The organism is Streptococcus sp. CL6.22, from assembly GCF_049738055.1.
GTDB classification, from domain to species: Bacteria; Bacillota; Bacilli; order Lactobacillales; family Streptococcaceae; genus Streptococcus; species Streptococcus mitis_DJ.
Genome location: NZ_JBKOTV010000017.1, coordinates 23,069 through 42,693 on the forward strand (window position 1 = coordinate 23,069; position 19,625 = coordinate 42,693).

The 19,625-nt window shown below is 41.8% G+C and carries 18 protein-coding genes, 1 riboswitch and 1 other annotated feature (1 of these 20 cut by a window edge); of the genes, 7 read left to right on the top strand and 11 right to left on the bottom strand.

The genetic code is table 11. From position 1 onward, the window contains the following. Positions 1 to 120: a binding site (T-box leader), on the bottom strand (it extends 106 nt beyond the left edge of the window). A gap of 40 nt (positions 121 to 160) precedes the next feature. The 6 genes from ACLNCW_RS08970 to ACLNCW_RS08995 form a co-directional block, all read right to left on the bottom strand. Beyond that, complete coding sequence (locus ACLNCW_RS08970; RefSeq protein ID WP_410011602.1) at positions 161 to 1,390, bottom strand: DegT/DnrJ/EryC1/StrS family aminotransferase; 1,230 nt, start codon at positions 1,388 to 1,390, stop codon at positions 161 to 163. Positions 1,391 to 1,432: 42 nt separating this feature from the next. Further along, the gene (locus ACLNCW_RS08975; protein ID WP_261096324.1) at positions 1,433 to 2,125 is read right to left on the bottom strand and encodes a sugar transferase; all 693 of its coding nucleotides are present in this window, start codon (positions 2,123 to 2,125) and stop codon (positions 1,433 to 1,435) included. Positions 2,126 to 2,343: 218 nt separating this feature from the next. After that, positions 2,344 to 4,086: an ABC transporter ATP-binding protein gene (locus tag ACLNCW_RS08980; protein ID WP_424846096.1), complete on the bottom strand. Its 1,743-nt coding sequence runs from the start codon at positions 4,084 to 4,086 to the stop codon at positions 2,344 to 2,346. Then, positions 4,076 to 5,821: an ABC transporter ATP-binding protein gene (locus ACLNCW_RS08985; RefSeq protein ID WP_424846098.1), complete on the bottom strand. Its 1,746-nt coding sequence runs from the start codon at positions 5,819 to 5,821 to the stop codon at positions 4,076 to 4,078. The genes ACLNCW_RS08980 and ACLNCW_RS08985 overlap by 11 nt, the downstream gene beginning before the upstream one ends. 54 nt (positions 5,822 to 5,875) lie before the next feature. Next, positions 5,876 to 6,511 (bottom strand): DUF421 domain-containing protein, encoded by a 636-nt coding sequence (locus ACLNCW_RS08990; protein ID WP_000174455.1) that lies wholly within the window; start codon positions 6,509 to 6,511, stop codon positions 5,876 to 5,878. Continuing rightward, positions 6,508 to 6,963 carry a DUF3290 family protein gene (locus ACLNCW_RS08995; protein ID WP_000675343.1) on the bottom strand — a complete coding sequence of 152 codons (456 nt, stop codon included), beginning with the start codon at positions 6,961 to 6,963 and terminating at the stop codon, positions 6,508 to 6,510. The genes ACLNCW_RS08990 and ACLNCW_RS08995 overlap by 4 nt, the downstream gene beginning before the upstream one ends. A 133-nt stretch (positions 6,964 to 7,096) precedes the next feature. Here ACLNCW_RS08995 and ACLNCW_RS09000 point away from each other — a divergent pair, with 133 nt between their 5' ends. The 4 genes from ACLNCW_RS09000 to ACLNCW_RS09015 all read left to right on the top strand — a co-directional run bounded on the left by ACLNCW_RS09000 (position 7,097) and on the right by ACLNCW_RS09015 (position 10,618). Next, positions 7,097 to 7,924, top strand: a complete 828-nt coding sequence (locus ACLNCW_RS09000; protein ID WP_261053260.1) for an exodeoxyribonuclease III — start codon at positions 7,097 to 7,099, stop codon at positions 7,922 to 7,924. 11 nt (positions 7,925 to 7,935) lie between these two features. Further along, positions 7,936 to 8,322 carry a bleomycin resistance protein gene (locus tag ACLNCW_RS09005; protein WP_084861690.1) on the top strand — a complete coding sequence of 129 codons (387 nt, stop codon included), beginning with the start codon at positions 7,936 to 7,938 and terminating at the stop codon, positions 8,320 to 8,322. Between the two features lie 233 nt (positions 8,323 to 8,555). Then, a riboswitch (purine riboswitch) is annotated at positions 8,556 to 8,651 on the top strand. 123 nt (positions 8,652 to 8,774) lie between these two features. Next, positions 8,775 to 9,356: a xanthine phosphoribosyltransferase gene (locus ACLNCW_RS09010; RefSeq protein WP_000770403.1), complete on the top strand. Its 582-nt coding sequence runs from the start codon at positions 8,775 to 8,777 to the stop codon at positions 9,354 to 9,356. Then, positions 9,356 to 10,618: a nucleobase:cation symporter-2 family protein gene (locus tag ACLNCW_RS09015; protein WP_001194477.1), complete on the top strand. Its 1,263-nt coding sequence runs from the start codon at positions 9,356 to 9,358 to the stop codon at positions 10,616 to 10,618. Before ACLNCW_RS09010 ends, ACLNCW_RS09015 begins: the two co-directional genes overlap by 1 nt. Before the next feature lie 54 nt (positions 10,619 to 10,672). On the opposite strand, the gene ACLNCW_RS09020 is transcribed toward ACLNCW_RS09015, so the two are convergent. Beyond that, entirely contained in the window at positions 10,673 to 12,163 is a 1,491-nt protein-coding gene (locus ACLNCW_RS09020; RefSeq protein WP_424846101.1) for a Sau3AI family type II restriction endonuclease, read from the bottom strand. 116 nt (positions 12,164 to 12,279) lie between these two features. On the opposite strand from ACLNCW_RS09020, the gene ACLNCW_RS09025 reads away from it, so the two are divergent. Beyond that, complete coding sequence (locus ACLNCW_RS09025; RefSeq protein ID WP_424846102.1) at positions 12,280 to 13,545, top strand: DNA cytosine methyltransferase; 1,266 nt, start codon at positions 12,280 to 12,282, stop codon at positions 13,543 to 13,545. Between the two features lie 49 nt (positions 13,546 to 13,594). Here the strand turns inward: ACLNCW_RS09025 and ACLNCW_RS09030 are convergent, their stop codons facing one another. From ACLNCW_RS09030 to ACLNCW_RS09040, 3 genes are all read right to left on the bottom strand, one after another. After that, positions 13,595 to 13,999 (bottom strand): PaaI family thioesterase, encoded by a 405-nt coding sequence (locus ACLNCW_RS09030; RefSeq protein ID WP_000651199.1) that lies wholly within the window; start codon positions 13,997 to 13,999, stop codon positions 13,595 to 13,597. Between the two features lie 69 nt (positions 14,000 to 14,068). Next, positions 14,069 to 15,550, bottom strand: a complete 1,482-nt coding sequence (locus ACLNCW_RS09035; RefSeq protein ID WP_424846103.1) for a UDP-glucose--hexose-1-phosphate uridylyltransferase — start codon at positions 15,548 to 15,550, stop codon at positions 14,069 to 14,071. An 18-nt stretch (positions 15,551 to 15,568) separates the two neighbouring features. Further along, positions 15,569 to 16,747 (bottom strand): galactokinase, encoded by a 1,179-nt coding sequence (locus ACLNCW_RS09040; RefSeq protein ID WP_424846104.1) that lies wholly within the window; start codon positions 16,745 to 16,747, stop codon positions 15,569 to 15,571. Positions 16,748 to 16,911: 164 nt separating this feature from the next. Here ACLNCW_RS09040 and galR point away from each other — a divergent pair, with 164 nt between their 5' ends. After that, positions 16,912 to 17,916 carry a LacI family DNA-binding transcriptional regulator gene (galR, locus tag ACLNCW_RS09045; RefSeq protein ID WP_247930655.1) on the top strand — a complete coding sequence of 335 codons (1,005 nt, stop codon included), beginning with the start codon at positions 16,912 to 16,914 and terminating at the stop codon, positions 17,914 to 17,916. 33 nt (positions 17,917 to 17,949) lie between these two features. On the opposite strand, the gene ACLNCW_RS09050 is transcribed toward galR, so the two are convergent. After that, positions 17,950 to 18,840 carry a cation diffusion facilitator family transporter gene (locus ACLNCW_RS09050; protein WP_000095928.1) on the bottom strand — a complete coding sequence of 297 codons (891 nt, stop codon included), beginning with the start codon at positions 18,838 to 18,840 and terminating at the stop codon, positions 17,950 to 17,952. Between the two features lie 132 nt (positions 18,841 to 18,972). Here ACLNCW_RS09050 and ACLNCW_RS09055 point away from each other — a divergent pair, with 132 nt between their 5' ends. Then, positions 18,973 to 19,509, top strand: coding sequence for a TetR/AcrR family transcriptional regulator (locus ACLNCW_RS09055; protein ID WP_424846118.1), 537 nt, complete (start codon positions 18,973 to 18,975; stop codon positions 19,507 to 19,509). The last annotated feature ends 116 nt before the right edge of the window (positions 19,510 to 19,625 follow it).

Consider the following 19,625-nt stretch of genomic DNA (forward strand, 5'->3'; position numbering starts at 1 on the left):
AATTTTCATTGTTTCAAATTCATTTTTAAAATCAGCCCACTTTCACTACTTCCAACCACCTGTTCACAATGACCACAGGCTCCCTGAAGATCAAAAATAGTTACTTTTCTGATTTGTTGAACTTATTTTAATACTTTACTTTTTCTTTGTCAAGACTTTTTTACGATTTTTTTGATAAAGTTAGCACTTTTTCAGAAACTGTTTTGAAAGTCTCAATGATATAGTCCACTTCTTCATCACTTAATTTAGTGTGAAGAGGGAGGGTAATTTCATTTTCAAAGAAGGCATAGGCCTTAGGATAGTTCGCCATGTCAAAACCAAGATTCTTATAGGCTGTCAAGAGCGGAAGCGGTTTGTAGTGTACGTTACTTGCAATTCCTGCTTTGGCTAATTCTTGGATGATAAGATTGCGGTCCTCTAGGCTAGCACCTTCTACATGGGTGATGTAGAGGTGACGTGAAGATTCGACAGTTTCAGTCTTGTGTACTAAAGGATGGATGCGAGAACCTGCAAAACCACGATCATAACGGTCCACGATGTCCTTACGACGTTGCAATAAACTTGGGTAGCGGTCCAATTGTACCAAACCAAGCGATGCCATGATATCGGTCATGTTGCACTTGTAGGCTGGTGTTACGATATCGTATTCCCATGAACCCAATTGCATCTTGGCAAGAGCATCCTTAGTTTGCCCGTGAAGAGAAAGGATTTGGAATTCCTTGTACATTTCTTCGTCGTCAATCGCTGGATTGGCTTTCCAAGTGGCACTTCCACCCTCTGCTGTTGTAAAGTTCTTAACGGCATGGAAAGAGAAGGAAGTAAAGTCAGCGATAGAACCAGCTGGTTGTCCTTTATAAGTAGATCCCAGAGCATGGGCACTGTCAGAAACAATCACAATACGGTTAAAGACTTTTTGCCACTTGCTTGAAGCGATAAAGAGGTCACGTTTCTTCTCCACAACTTGGAACAAACGGTCATAGTCACAAACGATCCCTGCAAGCTCTACTGGAATGATCACTTTAGTTTTTTCAGTGATAGCTTGCTCAAGCAGGTCATAGTTCATCTCAAACGTATCTGCTTGGATATCCACCATGATAGGAGTCGCCCCTACGTGAGTGATAACACTACATGAAGCTGTATAGGTCATGGCTGGAACGATGACTTCATCACCAGGTCCTACTTCCAAAACGCGTAAAATCAACTCCAGAGCGGCAGTCGCAGAGTTTAGGCAGACAGTCTTAGGAGTCTGTGTGTATTGAGACAAGCGACGCTCCAATTCTTTGGTCTTAGGACCAGTTGTAATCCAACCAGAACGCAGGGTATCCGCTACTTCAGCAATTTCTGCTTCCGTAATATCGGGTGGTGAAAATGGAATATTGTAATTTGGCATTGATTTGCTCCTTTTATCTGTACTCATTCTCTCATGACTACTTTATTTTAGTACTTCAAACACGGTTTGAAACATAATTTTGATGTCTCCAAGGAAACTAAATTCTCGGAGATAGGCGAGGTTATAGCGCATCTTTTCAGGAAGAACGTGCTCTACATAGGCTTGGTCAACTGACAGACCTTTTTCGGTCATTTGACTGATGATAGTATCCTCATCCTTGTAGTTGATGCTGGCTGGAGAGGTAATACCTGCTGGCAAGAGCAAGGTCGCCATCATTTCAGGGCTATACTGCTCTGTGTAGCGTGGCACTTCAGGTCGTGTACCAACAAAGGACATTTCGCCTTTAAGGACATTGACCAACTGAGGCAGTTCATCCAAACGCACACGGCGGATGAAATTGCCAACCTTGGTAATTCGGCTATCGTTAGCAGAAGTCACCAGACTTCCTTTTTTGTCTGCATCTGTCACCATGGTACGGAACTTCCAAATCTTGAACCGACGGTTGTACTGGGTCACGCGCTCTTGCTTGTAAATCACTGGCCCCTTGCTATCCAACTTGATCCAAATGCTCAAGATGAGAAAGATGGGAGAGGTCAGAACCAGCAAGACTAAGGCTAGACCCCAGTCCAAGCAACGCTTGAAAATCAGCGAACCCTTCCTTTTAGAGACAAGCTGGTAGTAAGACTCAACCTCGCTTGATTTCATTTCCACGGGCAAGTCTTCCCATTTCAGCATGCTGTTTCTCCTTTGTTTTTATTATACTATTTGTCAACATTTTTCATTATACCACAAAATGGAAAAGGCGGTGAAAGAAATCTGTAATTTGAAGGATTTCCTTCTTACACTCAATGAAAATCAAAGAGTAAACTAGGAAGCTAGCCGCAGGTGGCTCAAAGTACAGCTTTGAAGTTGCAGATAAAGCTGACATGGTTTGAAGAGATTTTCAAAGAGTATTAGGCCATGGCCCCTACCTGCAAACTATACATCTTGTGATAGGTTCCTCCCAAGGCCAAAAGTTCCTCATGGCTTCCGCTCTCGATGATGCGCCCCTTGTCCAAAACATAGATACAGTTGGCGTCTTGGATAGTAGAAAGACGGTGGGCAATGGCAATGGTTGTCCGTCCCTGTCTCATCTTCGCCAGTGAAGCTTGAACCAAACTTTCTGTTTCAGAGTCAATATTGGCTGTCGCTTCATCCAAAATCAGGATTTTAGGCTGACTGGCGACTGTTCTAGCAAAGGCTAGAAGCTGGCGCTGCCCTGTTGAAAAACTGGAGCCACGCTCAGAAACAGGGGCGTCATAACCCTGAGGAAGTTCCTGAATAAAGGAATCTGCATCTACGAAGCTAGCTGCAGCCTGTACCTGCTCATCACTAATATTTTGGTACATGGCGATATTGGACTTAATGGTCCCATGATAGAGGAAGGGATCCTGCAAGACCAGACCGATGTTTTTTCTCAACTCTTCCTGACTGTAGTTCCTGATATCCACATCATCCAAGAGAACTCGCCCTGACTGAAATTCATAAAAGCGCATGAGGACATTAATAATCGAAGATTTCCCAGAACCTGTATGCCCTACAAAAGCTATGGTTTCACCCTTATTAACAGAGAAAGAAATGTCATCCAGAATCGGATGTTTTCCATCATAAGAGAAACATACATGTTCAAAACGGATATTGCCTTCTTTGATCTCGTCCTGCCCATTTTCTTGAAGGGGTTCATAGGTCCTCTCGTCTATCAGGGCAAAGACACGGCCTGCAGAAACCATGGAAGTTTGAAGGGTTGAAAAGTTTTGCGTTACTTCAATCAAGGGGTCAAAAAGGCGGTTGATGTACTGGATAAAGGCATACATAGTCCCGGCAGTTATTCCCAGATAAAGGCCACGATAGCCAAAATAGGCCATTAAAACTGCATATCCTAGGAGTTTCAACAAACTCATGGCAGGGCGCAAAAAGAGGGCATCCAAGGCTACAGAACGGTTGGCATAGACCAAGTGTTCTTGGTTGATTTCATCAAACTCTGACTGTAGGCGCTTCTCTTGATTAAAGGCCTGGATTATTCTGATTCCCTCGATGTTTTCAGCCAGCTTGCTATTGATATCTGACAAGAGACTTCTGGTTTTCTCAATGATTTTCACTGATTTTTTCCGATAGAGATTGACCAAAAGGAAAATCAAGGGGAGAAAGAGCAAGACCAAAGCTGTCAAACGAAAATCCAACACCAACATGGTATAAAGGGTTGTCAGAAAGATGAAAACTGCTGAGATAAAGCTGGATAATATCCCCGAAAACATATCACTAATAGTCTCGGTGTCATTTGTCAAACGAGAGACGATAGATCCTGCTGGCGTCTTGTCAAAATAAGACATACCCAGCTTTTCCATATTGGCAAAGGCATCTCGACGAATATCTCTAACAATACTGTAAGACACGCGCGCAAAGAGAAGATTGCCGACATACTGGACCAGAGTTTGTAGGATATAAAGGCCATAGTAGGCCAGCAAAACGATCACAGCGAGTTGGTTGAGATTTCTGAGATACTGATCGATAAAGTGGGAGGCCACAAGGGGAATGACGCTTTTAATGACCGTCGTCGCTAGGAGAAAGCTGAGTGCCAAAAAGGTCAGGAGTCCATAGGGCTTGAGATAGGACATCAAGCGCTTCAATACAACCCATTGTTCTTTCTTATTCCGCATCTTCTTCTCCCTTCATTTCCAGCTGCTGAGACTGGTAGGTTTGGGCATACCAGCCATCCAAAGCTAGCAAGTCTTCATGCCTGCCTCGTTCGATGATTTGGCCATTTTGCAGAACTAAAATCAAATCTGCATGGACAACCGCACTGAGGCGATGAGCCGTAATAATGGTTGTCTTGTTCTTTCGTGTCTCCTTGAGATTGTCGATAATCGCATACTCTGTCTTGGCATCCACAGCTGACAAAGAATCATCCAAAATCAAGATATCAGGATCTAAAATCATCGCCCTACTCATGGCCAGACGCTGCTTTTGACCTCCAGAAAGACTGACTCCCTTTTCACCAATCAACGTATCAAATCCCTGAGGCATGGCTACAATGTCTTGGTAAACTTGGGCTAGCTTAGTCGCTTCCTCGACCGCTGAAAGGGGCAAGTTAGGATTGCCAAAGCGGATATTATCTAAAATCGAAGTCGCAAAGAGGAACTGGTCCTGAGGAACATAGCCCATAAGACTACGAAGATCTGTCAGACGATAGTCACGAATATTATGACCGTTTAGGTAAATTGCACCCTTGTCCACATCGTATTCACGCAAGAGGAGTTTGATTAGAGATGTTTTCCCAGAGCCTGTTTGCCCAACCAAGCCCAGGGTTTGCCCTTTTTCTAAACTAAAGTGAACATCCGTCAGTGTTTCCTCATTTTCAAAGGCAAAGCTATCAATGGCATACTGCAAGCGCCCATTTTCAATACTGTCTAGAGGAAACTCAGGGTCTTGTACAGGTGATTCCTGAGACAAAAGTTCCTCAATCCGCTGGTAAGAAACCTTACCTCGCTGAGTGATATTAAAGAGGAAACCAATAGCCATAAGAGGCCAGACCAACATATCCAAGTAGCTGATAAAGGTGACTAGATTCCCAACGGTGATTTGCCCTTTCTGAACCATCAAGGAGCCGACCAAGAGCGTTAAGACATAGGAGGAGCCAACAAACAAGAGAACCATGGGATCAAAGAGACTATCGTATTTCATGGTTTGGAGGTTCTTTTGAAAGGTCAATTCATTGACTGCCTGGAAGGACTTCAGCTCGTCTGCCTGATAACCGAAAGACTTGGTCACTTTGATACCCGATACCGACTCCTGCACCTTGTTATTGAGTTCAGAAAAGGCAGCCTGTGATTGGCCAAAGGCCTTGTGAGTCTTTCTTCCTAAACGACTAGTAGCATAGGCCATGAAAGGTAGGGGTAGAATGGCAACCAAGGTCATTTGCCATGAGGTGCTAAAGAGCATGGTCAACAAGGTCACCAAAGCCGTGATAGAGGCATCCACGGCAGACATGACACCGCCCCCTGCCAGACGGGTTAAGGCATTGATATCATTGGTGGCGTGTGCCATCAGATCCCCCGTCCGATAGGTCTGATAAAAGGCTGGAGACATTTTTGTGAAATGCTCAAACAAGCGAGACCGCATAATCTGCCCCAAACGGTAGGAAGTCCCGAGGATATACATGCGCCAAACATAACGCAGATAATACATCCCAAAGGCCGCAAGGAGCAAGTGAAATAGGTCAATAAGAAGGTCCTGCTGGGTTAATTGCTCCGATGTGATGGCATCAATGACCCGCCCCATAACCATAGGGGGAATGAGATTGAGGACGGAAACCAAGACCAGGGCCACAATTCCGACTAGATAACGGCGTTTTTCTAACTTGAAAAACCACCAAAGTTTTTGAATAATGGACATAACATCCCTTTCTGATTGCAAATAGAAACCTGAGGCCAAGACCCCAGGTTTTTCTTATTCATAGGTTACGACTGTGACCGCACCCTTGTCATACTCAGCGATAAAGATATTGGCTACATTGTCATGCCCTTGCTTGCTGAGGTTATCAAGCAACCACTCTTCGTTACGACCAATCGACTCCAAAACATCGACTTGTATCACACCGTCAGTCACAACTGGATACTTAGGATTTTCATCCCCCATTTGGACCACGATGAGTTGGCCATTTTGCTCCTGCACAGCTCGTTTGACTTGCTTCATCTGGAAAATTCCTTGGCTACGAAGTTTGAGGGCTACATCCGATGCAGACAAGCCAACTGAACGACAGGCTTCTGGGTCAATCTGCCCATTTTTGATAAGGAGAGTTGGTTTTCCATCAATCAAGCGTTTGACAAAACGAACATTGTTATTGAGCCACTTGAGGGTCAAGACCAAAATCGTCCACATCATCAAAATCACTGCGTACTGGAGAATGCTGATAGAACTATTGTAAATTACCCCACCGATGATACCACCAAGAACATAGTTCTGAATTTGGTCTGTAGCAGAGTTAGGTGCTAGATTCCCCTTTCCTGTCACATTGATAACAAAAACAAGAGAGAAAAGACCCAAGGCCAGTTTGATTAAAATTTCCATATAATTGAGTGTCATTTGTTTACCTCCACCAATTCAATAGCGTCTGTTTGATGCAATTCTAATTTCTCTAAAAGATACTTGTCTGGTTGGCTCCCGTTCATGGCACGATAGAAATTTGAACCTACCTTGATAAGTGCTCCATCAGTGGCTGCAGAAGTATTGACATAAACTTCTGATTTATCCACTCCCAAGTCTTTGGAAACAACCTCTATGAAATGAAGGGAGGTTTGAAATTGATTGTTAGAGGCTTGATTGGTCTGGTATTTTGAGATTGTCACCAAAAGCATGGCCACCAAGGTCAAGGCCAAAATCATGACCAATTCCCGAAACTTAGTCCCCTTTTTATCTCGATAGGCTTTAAAAGCAAAAAATCCTGTGATAGCTAGGAGCACAATCCCAAAGCCAATCATCATTCCATTTTGCTGACTGATTTGGCTAAGTACATAGTCATATGAGTAAAATTTCATTTATTTTCACTCCCTTTCATAAAATCATTCTTAATTATAAACGAAAGAGAGTGATTTTTCAAGCCATACGTTGGGGAAATGGACCTTTTTTTGGTATAATAAAATCTATAATCTGAATGAAAAAGGTAACTTTATGAAACTCATCTCATGGAATATTGATTCCCTCAATGCAGCCCTAACTAGCGACTCAGCTCGCGCGAAACTGTCCCAAGAAGTCCTACAAACCTTGGTCGCTGAAAATGCTGATATCATTGCTATCCAAGAAACTAAGCTTTCTGCCAAAGGGCCTACAAAGAAACACTTAGAAATTTTAGAAGAACTCTTCCCAGGCTACGAAAACACGTGGCGTTCTTCTCAAGAACCTGCCCGTAAAGGCTATGCCGGAACCATGTTCCTCTATAAGAAAGAACTTACGCCCACTGTCACTTTTCCAGAAATCGGTGCCCCTTCTACCATGGACTTGGAAGGCCGCATCATCACCTTGGAATTTGATGAATTTTTCGTGACCCAAGTTTACACTCCAAACGCTGGTGACGGTCTCAAACGTTTGGAAGAACGTCAAGTCTGGGATGTCAAATACGCTGAGTATTTGGCTGAACTAGACAAAGAAAAACCAGTCCTTGCGACCGGTGACTACAATGTAGCCCACAATGAAATCGACCTTGCAAATCCTGCCAGCAACCGCCGTTCACCTGGATTTACCGACGAGGAACGTGCTGGATTTACCAACCTTTTAGCAACTGGATTTACTGATACCTTCCGTCATGTTCACGGCGATGTTCCAGAACGCTACACTTGGTGGGCACAGCGCAGCAAGACTTCTAAAATCAACAATACAGGCTGGAGAATCGACTACTGGCTCACCAGTAACCGCATCGCTGACAAGGTGACCAAGTCTGATATGATTGACTCTGGTGCGCGCCAAGACCACACACCCATTGTCATGGAGATTGAGCTCTAAGGAGAAAGCTAATGGACTATCAAGCTGTCATTCCTGAATTTGTAGTATCTGACCTCGAAAAGTCACGCCACTTCTACTGCGACTTGCTGGGATTTTCTGTCGAATATGAGCGTCCAGAGGAGAAATTTCTCTTCCTCTCGCTTGAAGACTGCCAACTTATGCTAGAAGAAGGCAGCACAGAAGAATTAGCTCAGCTGACCTATCCTTTCGGACGCGGTGTCAATATTTCCTTTGGCATTGCAGATGTTCCTCAGCTCCACCAAAAACTGCTGGAAGCTGACTATCCTATCCATCGTCCGCTGACCAAAAGAGAATTTCGAGTGGGAGATAGCTTTATTTACCCTCACGAATTTGCAGTTTTGGATCCAGATGGCTATTTTTTAAGATTTAGCGAGTAGAATAATAAAGATTTGGAAAAAGTCTTTAAAGTTAGAAAGAGGCATATTGTCAGGTGTTTAAAAACCTAATAATATGCCCTTTTATGATGGAAAAACCTTCTAAATGTTAGCCAATAAGTTAATTTTTGCCTATTTTTATTATATTCGTTCGTTTTTTAAACTAAAACACTAACAAAACATTTGATTTTTAAAGTTTTTTGGTGTAAAATAAAAACATTGGTACAAACCTATTTAAAATTGAATATCGTTTTACTTGTTTATGTCGTGAATTGGCACGACGTTTCTACAAGGTGCCGGAACACCTAACAATAAGTAAGTTAGCTTGAGGGGATGATCTTTTTTGCCATGCCTATTTGAGGGACTTGCTTAGAGATTAAGTAGGTCCTTTTTCTATTTCTTGCTAGAAACTATAAACAAGCAAATGGATTAGCTTTTAGACTTTAGGAGGTCTTATGAAATTATTAGAAGAGCGCATCCTCAAGGATGGGCATATCTTGGGTGATAATATCCTCAAGGTGGATTCCTTTTTAACCCACCAAGTTGACTTTAGCTTGATGCGAGAAATTGGTAAGGTTTTTGCGGAAAAATTCGCTGCTGCTGGCATTACCAAGGTTGTAACCATTGAAGCGTCAGGTATTGCCCCAGCCGTTTTTACAGCTGAAGCCTTAAACGTTCCCATGATTTTCGCTAAAAAAGCTAAAAACATCACTATGAACGAAGGAATCTTAACTGCCGAAGTTTACTCCTTTACCAAGCAGGTAACCAGCACCGTTTCTATCGCTGGAAAATTCCTCTCACCAGAGGACAAGGTTTTGATTATCGACGACTTCCTTGCTAATGGCCAAGCTGCTAAAGGCTTGATTCAAATCATCGAACAGGCTGGAGCAACAGTCGAAGCTATCGGTATTGTGATTGAAAAATCTTTCCAAGATGGCCGTGATTTGCTTGAAAAAGCAGGCTATCCTGTCCTATCACTCGCTCGTTTGGATCGTTTTGAAAATGGTCAAGTCGTATTTAAGGAGGCAGATCTCTAATGCAAACTCAAGAAAAACACTCGCAAGCAGCCGTTCTTGGCTTGCAGCACTTACTAGCCATGTACTCAGGATCCATCCTGGTTCCTATCATGATTGCGACAGCCCTTGGCTATTCGGCCGAGCAGTTAACCTACCTGATTTCCACAGATATCTTCATGTGTGGGGTGGCAACCTTCCTCCAACTCCAACTCAACAAATACTTTGGAATTGGGCTACCAGTCGTTCTCGGAGTTGCTTTCCAATCAGTCGCTCCCTTGATTATGATTGGGCAAAGCCATGGTAGTGGCGCTATGTTTGGTGCCCTTATCGCATCAGGGATTTACGTGGTTCTTGTTTCAGGCATCTTCTCAAAAGTGGCCAATCTCTTCCCATCTATCGTAACAGGATCTGTTATTACCACGATTGGTTTAACCTTGATCCCTGTCGCTATTGGAAATATGGGAAATAACGTTCCAGAGCCAACTGGTCAAAGTCTCTTGCTTGCAGCTATCACTGTTTTGATTATTCTCTTGATTAACATCTTTACCAAAGGATTTATCAAGTCTATCTCCATTTTGATTGGTCTAGTTGTTGGAACAGCCATTGCTGCTAGCATGGGCTTGGTCGACTTCTCTCCTGTTGCAGCAGCACCACTTGTCCATGTCCCAACTCCACTCTACTTTGGAATGCCAACCTTTGAAATCTCATCTATTGTCATGATGTGTATCATCGCAACGGTGTCTATGGTTGAGTCGACTGGTGTTTACCTAGCCTTGTCTGATATCACGAAAGACCCAATCGACAGCACGCGCCTGCGCAACGGTTACCGCGCAGAAGGTTTGGCCGTACTTCTCGGAGGAATCTTTAACACCTTCCCTTACACAGGATTTTCACAAAACGTTGGTTTGGTTAAATTATCAGGTATCAAGACTCGCCTGCCAATCTACTACGCAGCTGGTTTCCTCGTTCTCCTTGGACTCCTTCCTAAATTTGGCGCCCTTGCCCAAATCATTCCAAGCCCTGTCCTCGGTGGTGCCATGCTGGTAATGTTTGGTTTTGTGTCTATTCAAGGGATGCAAATCCTCGCTCGTGTTGACTTTGCTAACAATGAACATAACTTCCTTATCGCAGCTGTATCAATCGCTGCAGGTGTCGGACTCAACAACAGTAATCTCTTTGTCAGCATGCCGACAGCCTTCCAAATGTTCTTCTCAAACGGAATCGTCGTAGCCAGCCTCCTCGCCATTGTACTCAACGCTGTATTAAATCATAAAAAGAAATAAGAAAAAGAGGTGCGAGCCTCTTTTTTGTTTATCACAAATTGATTATAAATACAATCAATCCCAATTCCCATCTAATATTTCTTTTATAAACTTCTTAGGCATCCAAAAGGAGTGTTTTGTAATCCTACGTCCATCTGGAAGTTCATCTGTATCAGATAATGAGCCTTTCCCAACAAATTTTCCTTTTTCAATTTCATAATAAGCATTGGTAGCATGTAATTTCGTAAATAGGATTCTATTTATCTTACTTTGAGGGAAATTAGTTGAAACTTTATTACCATTTTGAGTTAATTTAACTCCGTCAGAAATAATTTGTCTAGTTTCCTGCCACACTCTTTGGATTTCTTCTAATTGTCTATCCTGAAATCCCCAAAATTTGATAGAATCTAATACAAATAGCTTAGGTTCAATTTCCTTAAAAATAACGAAGAGGAATCGTTTATTATAAATTTCATTATAAACATGTGATGATTCCCAACTATCTGTTTCTGCTAATTCTTTAAAACAATAAGTTTTAAATGGAGAGTCTTCCTTAGGTAAATTATTCTTATCTACTCGAATAACTCTCAAATTCATGTTTGCTTTCTGAAATTCTTTAGTTTTATCTAAATCCCCTGTTAAGCCTAAAATTTTTCTAATCAGAGTACTATTCTTACCTTTTGCTTTGGGATTCACTTCAAATCTATCATATAACTCTTGTTCAAAGAAACCTTTGTAGGTGAGAATCTTCTCTGCAATAACCTCTGTAAATGATTTTTTCTCACCCCTAAAATTAGCCAGAACACTTTCTTGATCTGATTGGTTAAAGATTTTATGATTAATCAGATAGGTCATATAACTTGATTTTAATTCCCAAGCTCTTTGTTTTGCTAATTCATGACTAAATGGTTGCTGTCTTAAATCCTTTCCTTTACCTGCACCTTTTGTACAAGTTGATAAATAGTTTCCATCTGATTCTGATAATTCATGTGCCCTTCCATTTTTGATTTTATCTGTAATCTTCTGATAGTCTTCAAGGATGACTGCCATATCCTCCTCAAACCATTCATATAAAAATATTTTTTCAATGACATAGTCCTTCATTGTTCGATTAGGAATTAAGCCATTGTAAAACAATAACAAAATCTTTGCACATTTTTTCCATAAATGAGTGGAGTAAAAATCCTCTAAATTTTCCTCCATATAGTTTAGTATTGTTAATACAAGTCGTTCTTTTGCACTAAGTGTCCCATTTTTGTTTATCTTAAAAGGAGTAACTTTTAATTCTACACCTATTTTTTCAAAGTCAGCTTCCAAGTCACTATTTGGCTGATAACCATAGAAATATTTTTCAATATAATTTCCATACTGCCCTTTTGACTTCATACTAATTGCTTTATCTTGTACCTCAGAGACTACTCTATCATTATAATCGTCATATGATTTATAAAGTGAACGATTATACTCTTCCATAACATCGGAAAATTTTCTATTTAATAGTTTATGAGAATATTCAATAACGCTATCGATATCTTCATCGTTATAGTTAAATAAGTTTTGATCCATTTTCTTCTCCTATCTTTTATATTATATCAAATTAAACTAAAGCAAACATTAATACTTGATCAATCATTGAAAATAGTATATAATGGATTAAACTGTAAAAAAATGAAGGAGAAAAGATGAAAGTTCTCGAACTATTTGCTGGAGTTGGCGGTTTTCGGATAGGATTAGAAAATGCCGATAAGCAACTCTTTAAAACAAAATGGGCAAACCAATGGGAACCATCTCGTAAATCTCAAGACGCATTTGAGGTCTATGATTATCACTTCCCCAATAGCGAAAACATCAATATTAGTATTTCTGATATAACAGACGAACAATTTTCCAAAATGGATGCCGATATGATTGTCGGTGGTTTTCCTTGCCAAGATTACTCTGTTGCGCGTAGCAAGAAAAATGAAAAAGGCATTGAAGGAAAAAAAGGAGTTTTATTTTGGGAAATCATTAGAGCAACGGAAATCATTAAACCCAAATACTTAATTCTGGAAAATGTTGATAGGCTTTTAAAAGCGCCCTCAAAACAGAGAGGACGTGATTTTGCAATCATGCTAACAGCTTTTAATAATCTTGGATATTCTGTAGAGTGGAGAGTTATTAATGCCGCTGAGTATGGCAGAAGCCAACGAAGACGTCGTGTATTCTTTTTCGTATATCGAAATGATACTGTTTTTGCAAAAAATATTGACAATCTTTACGAAAAAAATGAAGAAATCTTTGAAGATAATAGGTATGATGACTATATTTTCAATCAAGGTCTATTTGCAAAACAATTTCCTATTAAACCTATAGCAGTTAAAAATCGTCATGTGTTTTATGAGTTACCAAATGATATAGTTGAAGTTTCAGATACTTTTTCTGGTACTGTTTGGAATACAGGAATTATGAGACATGGAAAATACTATTCTATTGATACAGAACCTAACTACAATGGTAATCCGATTACTCTAGGAGAAATTCTTCAAGATGAACCTGAAGTACCTGAAAAATATTTTTTAACTGATCAGGCTAAACTAGAAAAATTTCAATATCTTAGAGGACCTAAAAAAATTGAGCGAACATCCTCTGACGGACATCAATACATCTATTCAGAAGGAGGAATGTCCCCTTATGATGATTTAAACCTTCCAGGACGAACAATGCTTACATCCGAAGGAACTGTTAATCGTTCCACACATTTATTATTTGTAAACAATAAATATAGATTAATTACCCCTATTGAAGCTGAACGCCTTCAGGATTTCCCAGATGATTGGACAGCTAAAAAGAAACTATCTGACGGTTCTATTGTAGAGGTATCTGATAAAATGAGAATGTTTTTTATGGGAAATGCTTTAGTTACTGAAATTGTAAAAGAAATTGCTAAGTTTATTAAAGAAATTGATTGATTGATTTATCTGAAACTAAAAAAGAGGTGTGAGCCTCTTTTTTGTTTCTCTATATCCTTACCTGTCTTTCTTCTGACCTCTGGCCTGTGACAAACATGGTAAAGGTTGCTTTGCAGACATTTCTGCCCTCTTGATTGGTAATATCGACATCCACGACACAGGTTGTGCGACCTTGATGGACACATTCTCCTTTAATGGTCAGCACATCGTCGAGTTTTCCTGCTTTAAGGTAGTTGATAGAGGATTGGAGTGTCACTCCATCAAGCCCCAGAGATATGACCACCAAACCGCTGATCTGGTCGCAAAGGGTAAAGAGATAGCCACCATGGGCATTGCCATAGTAGTTGAGCGACGAGTCCACTACTTTGGTCGTCACCACAACGTGACCATCTCTCATTTTTTCAATTTCGTAATTTTCAAAGGCAGATATAGCGTCAAAATGAAAATCTTTCATCGTTTCCTCCTGATATTTCAAACGACACTATGATACTACTTTTTATAGGACTGTGCAAGGAGAAAGCTCCTAGTCTGGCAAAATTCCGACCCGCTCCACAAAGCGCATAAAGGCTGCCTGTCCTTGTTCTGTCTGCTTGTAGACTCCTGCATCCTCAAGCACACGCGCAAAGATAGCACCAACAGAGTCCTTGACGATTTCAAGGGCTTTTTCTTTATCTGTTAGGTCTGGATATTGGACTTTGAGTTGATCTGCCCATTTCTGATGATAGTCGGCAACTGTATCCCCATTTCCCACGAGATAGCTGGCGACTTGCTCTACTTCTGCTTTCAGACGTGGTGGCAAGATTGCTAAGCCCATGACCTCAATCAAGCCGATATTTTCCTTCTTGATATGTTGGACATCCTTGTGAGGATGATAGATGCCATCAGGATGTTCTGCTGAAGTCTGATTGTCCCGCAAGACCAAGTCCAACTCAAACTGGCCATCACGCTTACGTGCAATTGGGGTGATGGTGTGATGTGGTGCCCCGTCTGTTTCTGTCAAAATCTGCACTGCAGGATCTGAATACTGGCGCCATTCCTGCAAAATCTTATCAGCCAAGTTGATCAAATCTTCTTTGGAATCCGAAGTCAAACGCAACACTGACATTGGCCACTTGACAATGCCAGCCTTGACCTGCTCAAAACCTGCAAATAGAAAGGTTTTTTGCAAGGGAGCCAATTCCATAGGAAATACGTGACGGCCTCCCTGATAGTGGTCATGAGTCAGAATAGAGCCACCCACAATCGGCAAGTCGGCATTAGATCCAGCAAAATATCCTGGAAACTGCTCTACGATAGCCAGCAGGCGTTCAAAGCTCTGACGACTAATGGCCATGGGACGATGCTGGCCATCTAAGAAAATACAGTGCTCATTAAAGTAAGCATAGGGCGAATACTGGAACCCCCACTCCTGACCAGCCATTTCAAAACGGATAATACGGTGGTTGCTGCGAGCTGGGTGGTTAACTCGACCATGGTAGCCCTCATTCTCTAGACAAAGCTGACACTGGGGATAATTGCTAGCTTGCACCAACTTGGCTGCCGCAATCTCTTTGGGATCCTTTTCAGGCTTAGAGAGGTTGATGGTAATTTCAAGTTCACCGTAATCAGACAGAACACGATAAGCGATATTTTTAGCAATGGCCTTGAGTTTAATGTAGTCATTCTTCTGACTGAGTTGGTAGAAATCCGCTATCGCTTGCTCAGGAGACTGGGCGTAGGTTGCCCAAAAGTCACGATTGACCTGACTCGGACAAGGGGTCACCAAGTCCATCAATTCAGCACCAAGGATTTCACGCGCAGTCTGACTATCCTCAATCGTCTCTAATCGAACAGCTTCCTCAACCAGCTGGTCCTTGAGATCAATCAATTTATCCAGATTGGTCTCAACTTCCAAAACACCATCTCCCACTCGTGCCAAGACACGATTGGTCAGGTAGATTCGATCCATTTCCTCAAATGAACTTTCAGAAATAATATGTGTTACAAATTTATCTACTAAGGTCACTATAGAGCCTCCTTTTGATTAGTCAAGGACGCGAGTGCCACCTGCAACTTCAGCAATATAGAAGCTTGGAGCGTAGCCAACTACTTCCTCGTAGTGTTTGCCTACAGCTTCCTTAAAGTCCTCAACAGCATCTTTTTGCACCAAGGCAATGGCACATCCGCCAAAACCTGCCCCTGTCATACGAGCACCGAGAACACCTTCCTGAGCCCAAGCAGTATGAACGAGGGTATCCAATTCCAAACCAGTCACTTCATAGTCATGCTCCAGCGAAACGTGTGACGCATTCATCAAGCGACCAAATATTTCCAAATCACCTGCCTGAAGGGCTGCTTGAGCTTTGAGGGTACGTTGGTTTTCAAGAACAGCGTGACGAGCACGTTTCAAACGATTTTCATCTTTAATCAGATAGCTATATTGGTCAAAGGCCCATTCGTCCAATTCACCCAAGGTTTGAATGTCCAAAGCCACTTGTAGTTCTTCTACTGCTTTTTCACACTCAGCACGGCGTTCATTATATTTAGAATCCGCCAATTCACGGCGTTTATTGGTGTTCATGATAACAACGACATTGTCTTTCAAATCAAGTGGTACCAAATCATACTCTAAGGTGTTGGTATCTAGGTAAATAGCACGTTGGTCAGCTCCCATACCGATAGCAAACTGGTCCATAATGCCAGAGTTTACTCCGATAAAGTTATTTTCTGTTTGTTTTCCGATTTTAACCAAATCGAGACGCTCTAATTTTAAATCAAAGAGATGCTCTGCCACGACCCCTGTCAAAAGTTCCAAGGATGCTGATGAAGACAAACCAGCACCATTTGGGATATTCCCATAAACATAAAAATCAAAACCTTTGTCAATCACGTGTCCAGCTTCTTGCAAGAAATGAAGAACTCCTTTTGGATAATTGGTCCAGTTGTGCTCTTTTTCAAACTTGAGGTCAGCGAGAGGCACTTCGATAATGCCCTTGTCCTCAAAGTTAGCTGAGTAGAAACGTAAAACTTGGTCGTCACGCTTGCGAGCTGCACCGTAAGTTCCCAAGGAAATAGCAGCTGGAAAAACGTGCCCACCGTTGTAGTCTGTGTGTTCACCAATCAAATTGATACGACCTGGTGAAAAGAAAGTTTGGTCTGCTTCTTGACCAAAAACGGCAAGAAAGTCTTTGCGAAGGGCTTCAGCGGTAAGATGTTGTGTCATATGATTTCTCCTTTTACTGTCCGTTAAGTCACCTTAACGTGTAATCGTTTTCTTCTATTGTATCCAAGGGATTTTCCAAGGTCAATCCTTTTTACTAAACTTTTACTAAACTATCGGTAAAAGACAGAAAAATATGATATACTAACCTAAAAGAAGGAGGATTTATGGCTACCTTAAAAGACATTGCACAGCTAGCCTCTGTCTCTATCGCGACCGTATCCCGTGTCCTCAACCGCGACCAGAGCCTATCTGTTACAGAAGAAACGAGACACCGTATTTTAACCGTTGCTGAAGAGCTGGGCTACACCAAGCACCTCAAGACAGGCGAGTCCCACAAACCCAAGCAAAAGATTGCCATTATCCAATGGGTCAGCGAACAAGGGGAGCTGGACGACCTCTACTACTACCAGATTCGCCTAGGCATAGAAAAAAGAGCCCAAGAGTTGGACTATGATATCTTGCGCTATTTCAACGACCATCCTTTTACTCTGAGCGAGGAAGTCATTGGGATTCTCTGCATCGGAAAATTTAGCCGAGCTCAGATTTCTGCCTTTGAGGAATACCAAAAGCCTCTTGTCTTTCTAGACAGTGATACTCTTTCACTAGGACATACCTGCATTATCACGGACTTTTACACTGCCATGAAACAGGTTGTCGATTATTTTCTCAGCCAAGGGATGGACCGCATCGGGATTCTAACAGGCCTTGAAGAAACAACTGACCAAGAAGAAATCATTCAGGACAAGCGTCTTGAAAACTTCAGAAACTACAGTCAAACAAAAGGAATCTATCATGATGAACTGGTCTTTCAAGGAAGCTTTACTGCCCAGTCTGGCTATGACTTAATGAAAGAGGCCATTCAGAACTTGGGAGACCAACTCCCGCCAGCATTTTTCGCAGCCAGCGATAGTTTAGCTATCGGTGCCCTCCGTGCCCTCCAAGAAGCTGGAATCAGCCTGCCAGACCGTGTCAGCCTCATTTCCTTTAACGACACTAGTCTGACCAAACAGGTTTATCCTCCCCTCTCCAGCATCACCGTCTATACCGAAGAAATGGGCCGAGCAGGTATGGATATTCTTAACAAGGAAGTGCTCCACGGTCGCAAAATCCCTAGCCTAACCATGTTGGGAACCAGACTGACTCTGAGAGAAAGTACAAGGAATGAATAGGATAACAAAACGACCTCTAGCGAGGTCGCTTTTCTAATGATGATGCCCATGCTTCTGCTCTAATTCTCTCACCCTCCGCTTATGTTGCGCATGATTGCTTTGACTGCTATCTACTTCAATAGTGATATTCTGCACGCCTCTTTCTTCTAAACATTGACGCACCACTTCTTTGGTTTCCATCATCTGTTCCCAGTCCTTGATACAAATGTGAACAATAGCATTATTCTCTAGACCATCCATGGACCAAATGCTAAGTTGATTGACACTGTTGACATTGGGTAGAGCCTCTAAATCCTTCTCCAAATCACTTGTCTCGACTCCTTCTGGCACAGCATCTAGGAAAATTTTCAGTGCGCTCCAAAAGCGAGGAATGGCTTTCGACAGAATAAAGATAGAAATAACTAGTGATAAAAGCGGATCGAGGATATACCAGTCCGTAAATCGAAGAATAATCGCCATTAGAATGACGGCCAACCAACCAAGAGTGTCTTCCAAAAAATGCAGGCTAAGAATTGACTCGTTCTTTGTTTTCCCCTTACGAACTACCAGACTTGCTAGCACATTAATGGCTACTGCAATGATTCCCAGCCAGAGGATGCCTTCCTCATTGACGGGTTGCGGGTGAACAATCTTTGTGACATTTTCCAAGATCACTAGGACAGACCCTATCATAAGAATCACAGCCGTTAGCATGGCTCCTAAAAGACTAAAACGTTTGTAACCCAAGGTGTACTGTCTATCTTCTTCACGGTTTGAAATTGTTTCTAAAAGGGCTGAGATGCCAATGGCTATAGCATCTCCCAAGTCATGAACGGAATCAGCAAGAACTGCACTCGAACCAAAGATTCCTCCTGCGATAAACTCAACAATCGCATAGCTTAAATTTAAGAAAAAAGCTAACCAGATAGATGTTTTAGAACTCATTTCTCTCCCTCCTTTGGTATAATGGGTATATACATACTTCTTTCATTTGTATTATCTAATAAAATTCAAAGAAAGGATAGAAGCAAACTGTCAGCCATGTTCAGTTCTGAACAGTTTGTCTCAAGTGTCTACATGCCAAAAAGAGACCGTCGAGTCAGCAAAACAAAAAAAGCCATCTATCAAGCTTTTCTACAACTCTTGAACGAGAAGGGCTACGAATCCACTACAGTTCAGGATATCATTGACCTCGCAGATGTGGGACGTTCCACCTTTTACTGTCACTATGAGAGCAAGGAACTACTTCTGGACGAACTTTGTCGCTACCTCTTCCATCACCTCTTTGAAAGAGAGCAATCCATTTCAACCGAGGACTACCTCGCCCACCTCTTTCTCCATTTTCAGAAAAACCAAGACCATATCACCAGTCTGCTATTTTCCAAAAATGACTACTTCCTCCGTCAACTCCAGAGAGAGTTAGAACACCATGTCTATTCCGTGATGGCTGATGATTTAAGAGAAGCTCACCCGAGTTTGCCTACTTCTTACCTCCAACACTTAGTCGTGTCCAACTTTATCGAGACATTGACCTGGTGGCTCAAAAAAGGACAAGACTTCACAGACCAGGAAGTTGTCCAATTTTATCTAGACCTTCTCATTCCTAAAAATTGAATACAGAGTAGAGCTCAGTTGCCTTATTTCTAGGCTACTGAGTTTTTATCTTTTCAACAATCAAAAAAGCCCAGACAACATTGTCTGAGCAGTTTTCTATATGGTCGTTTAACAAA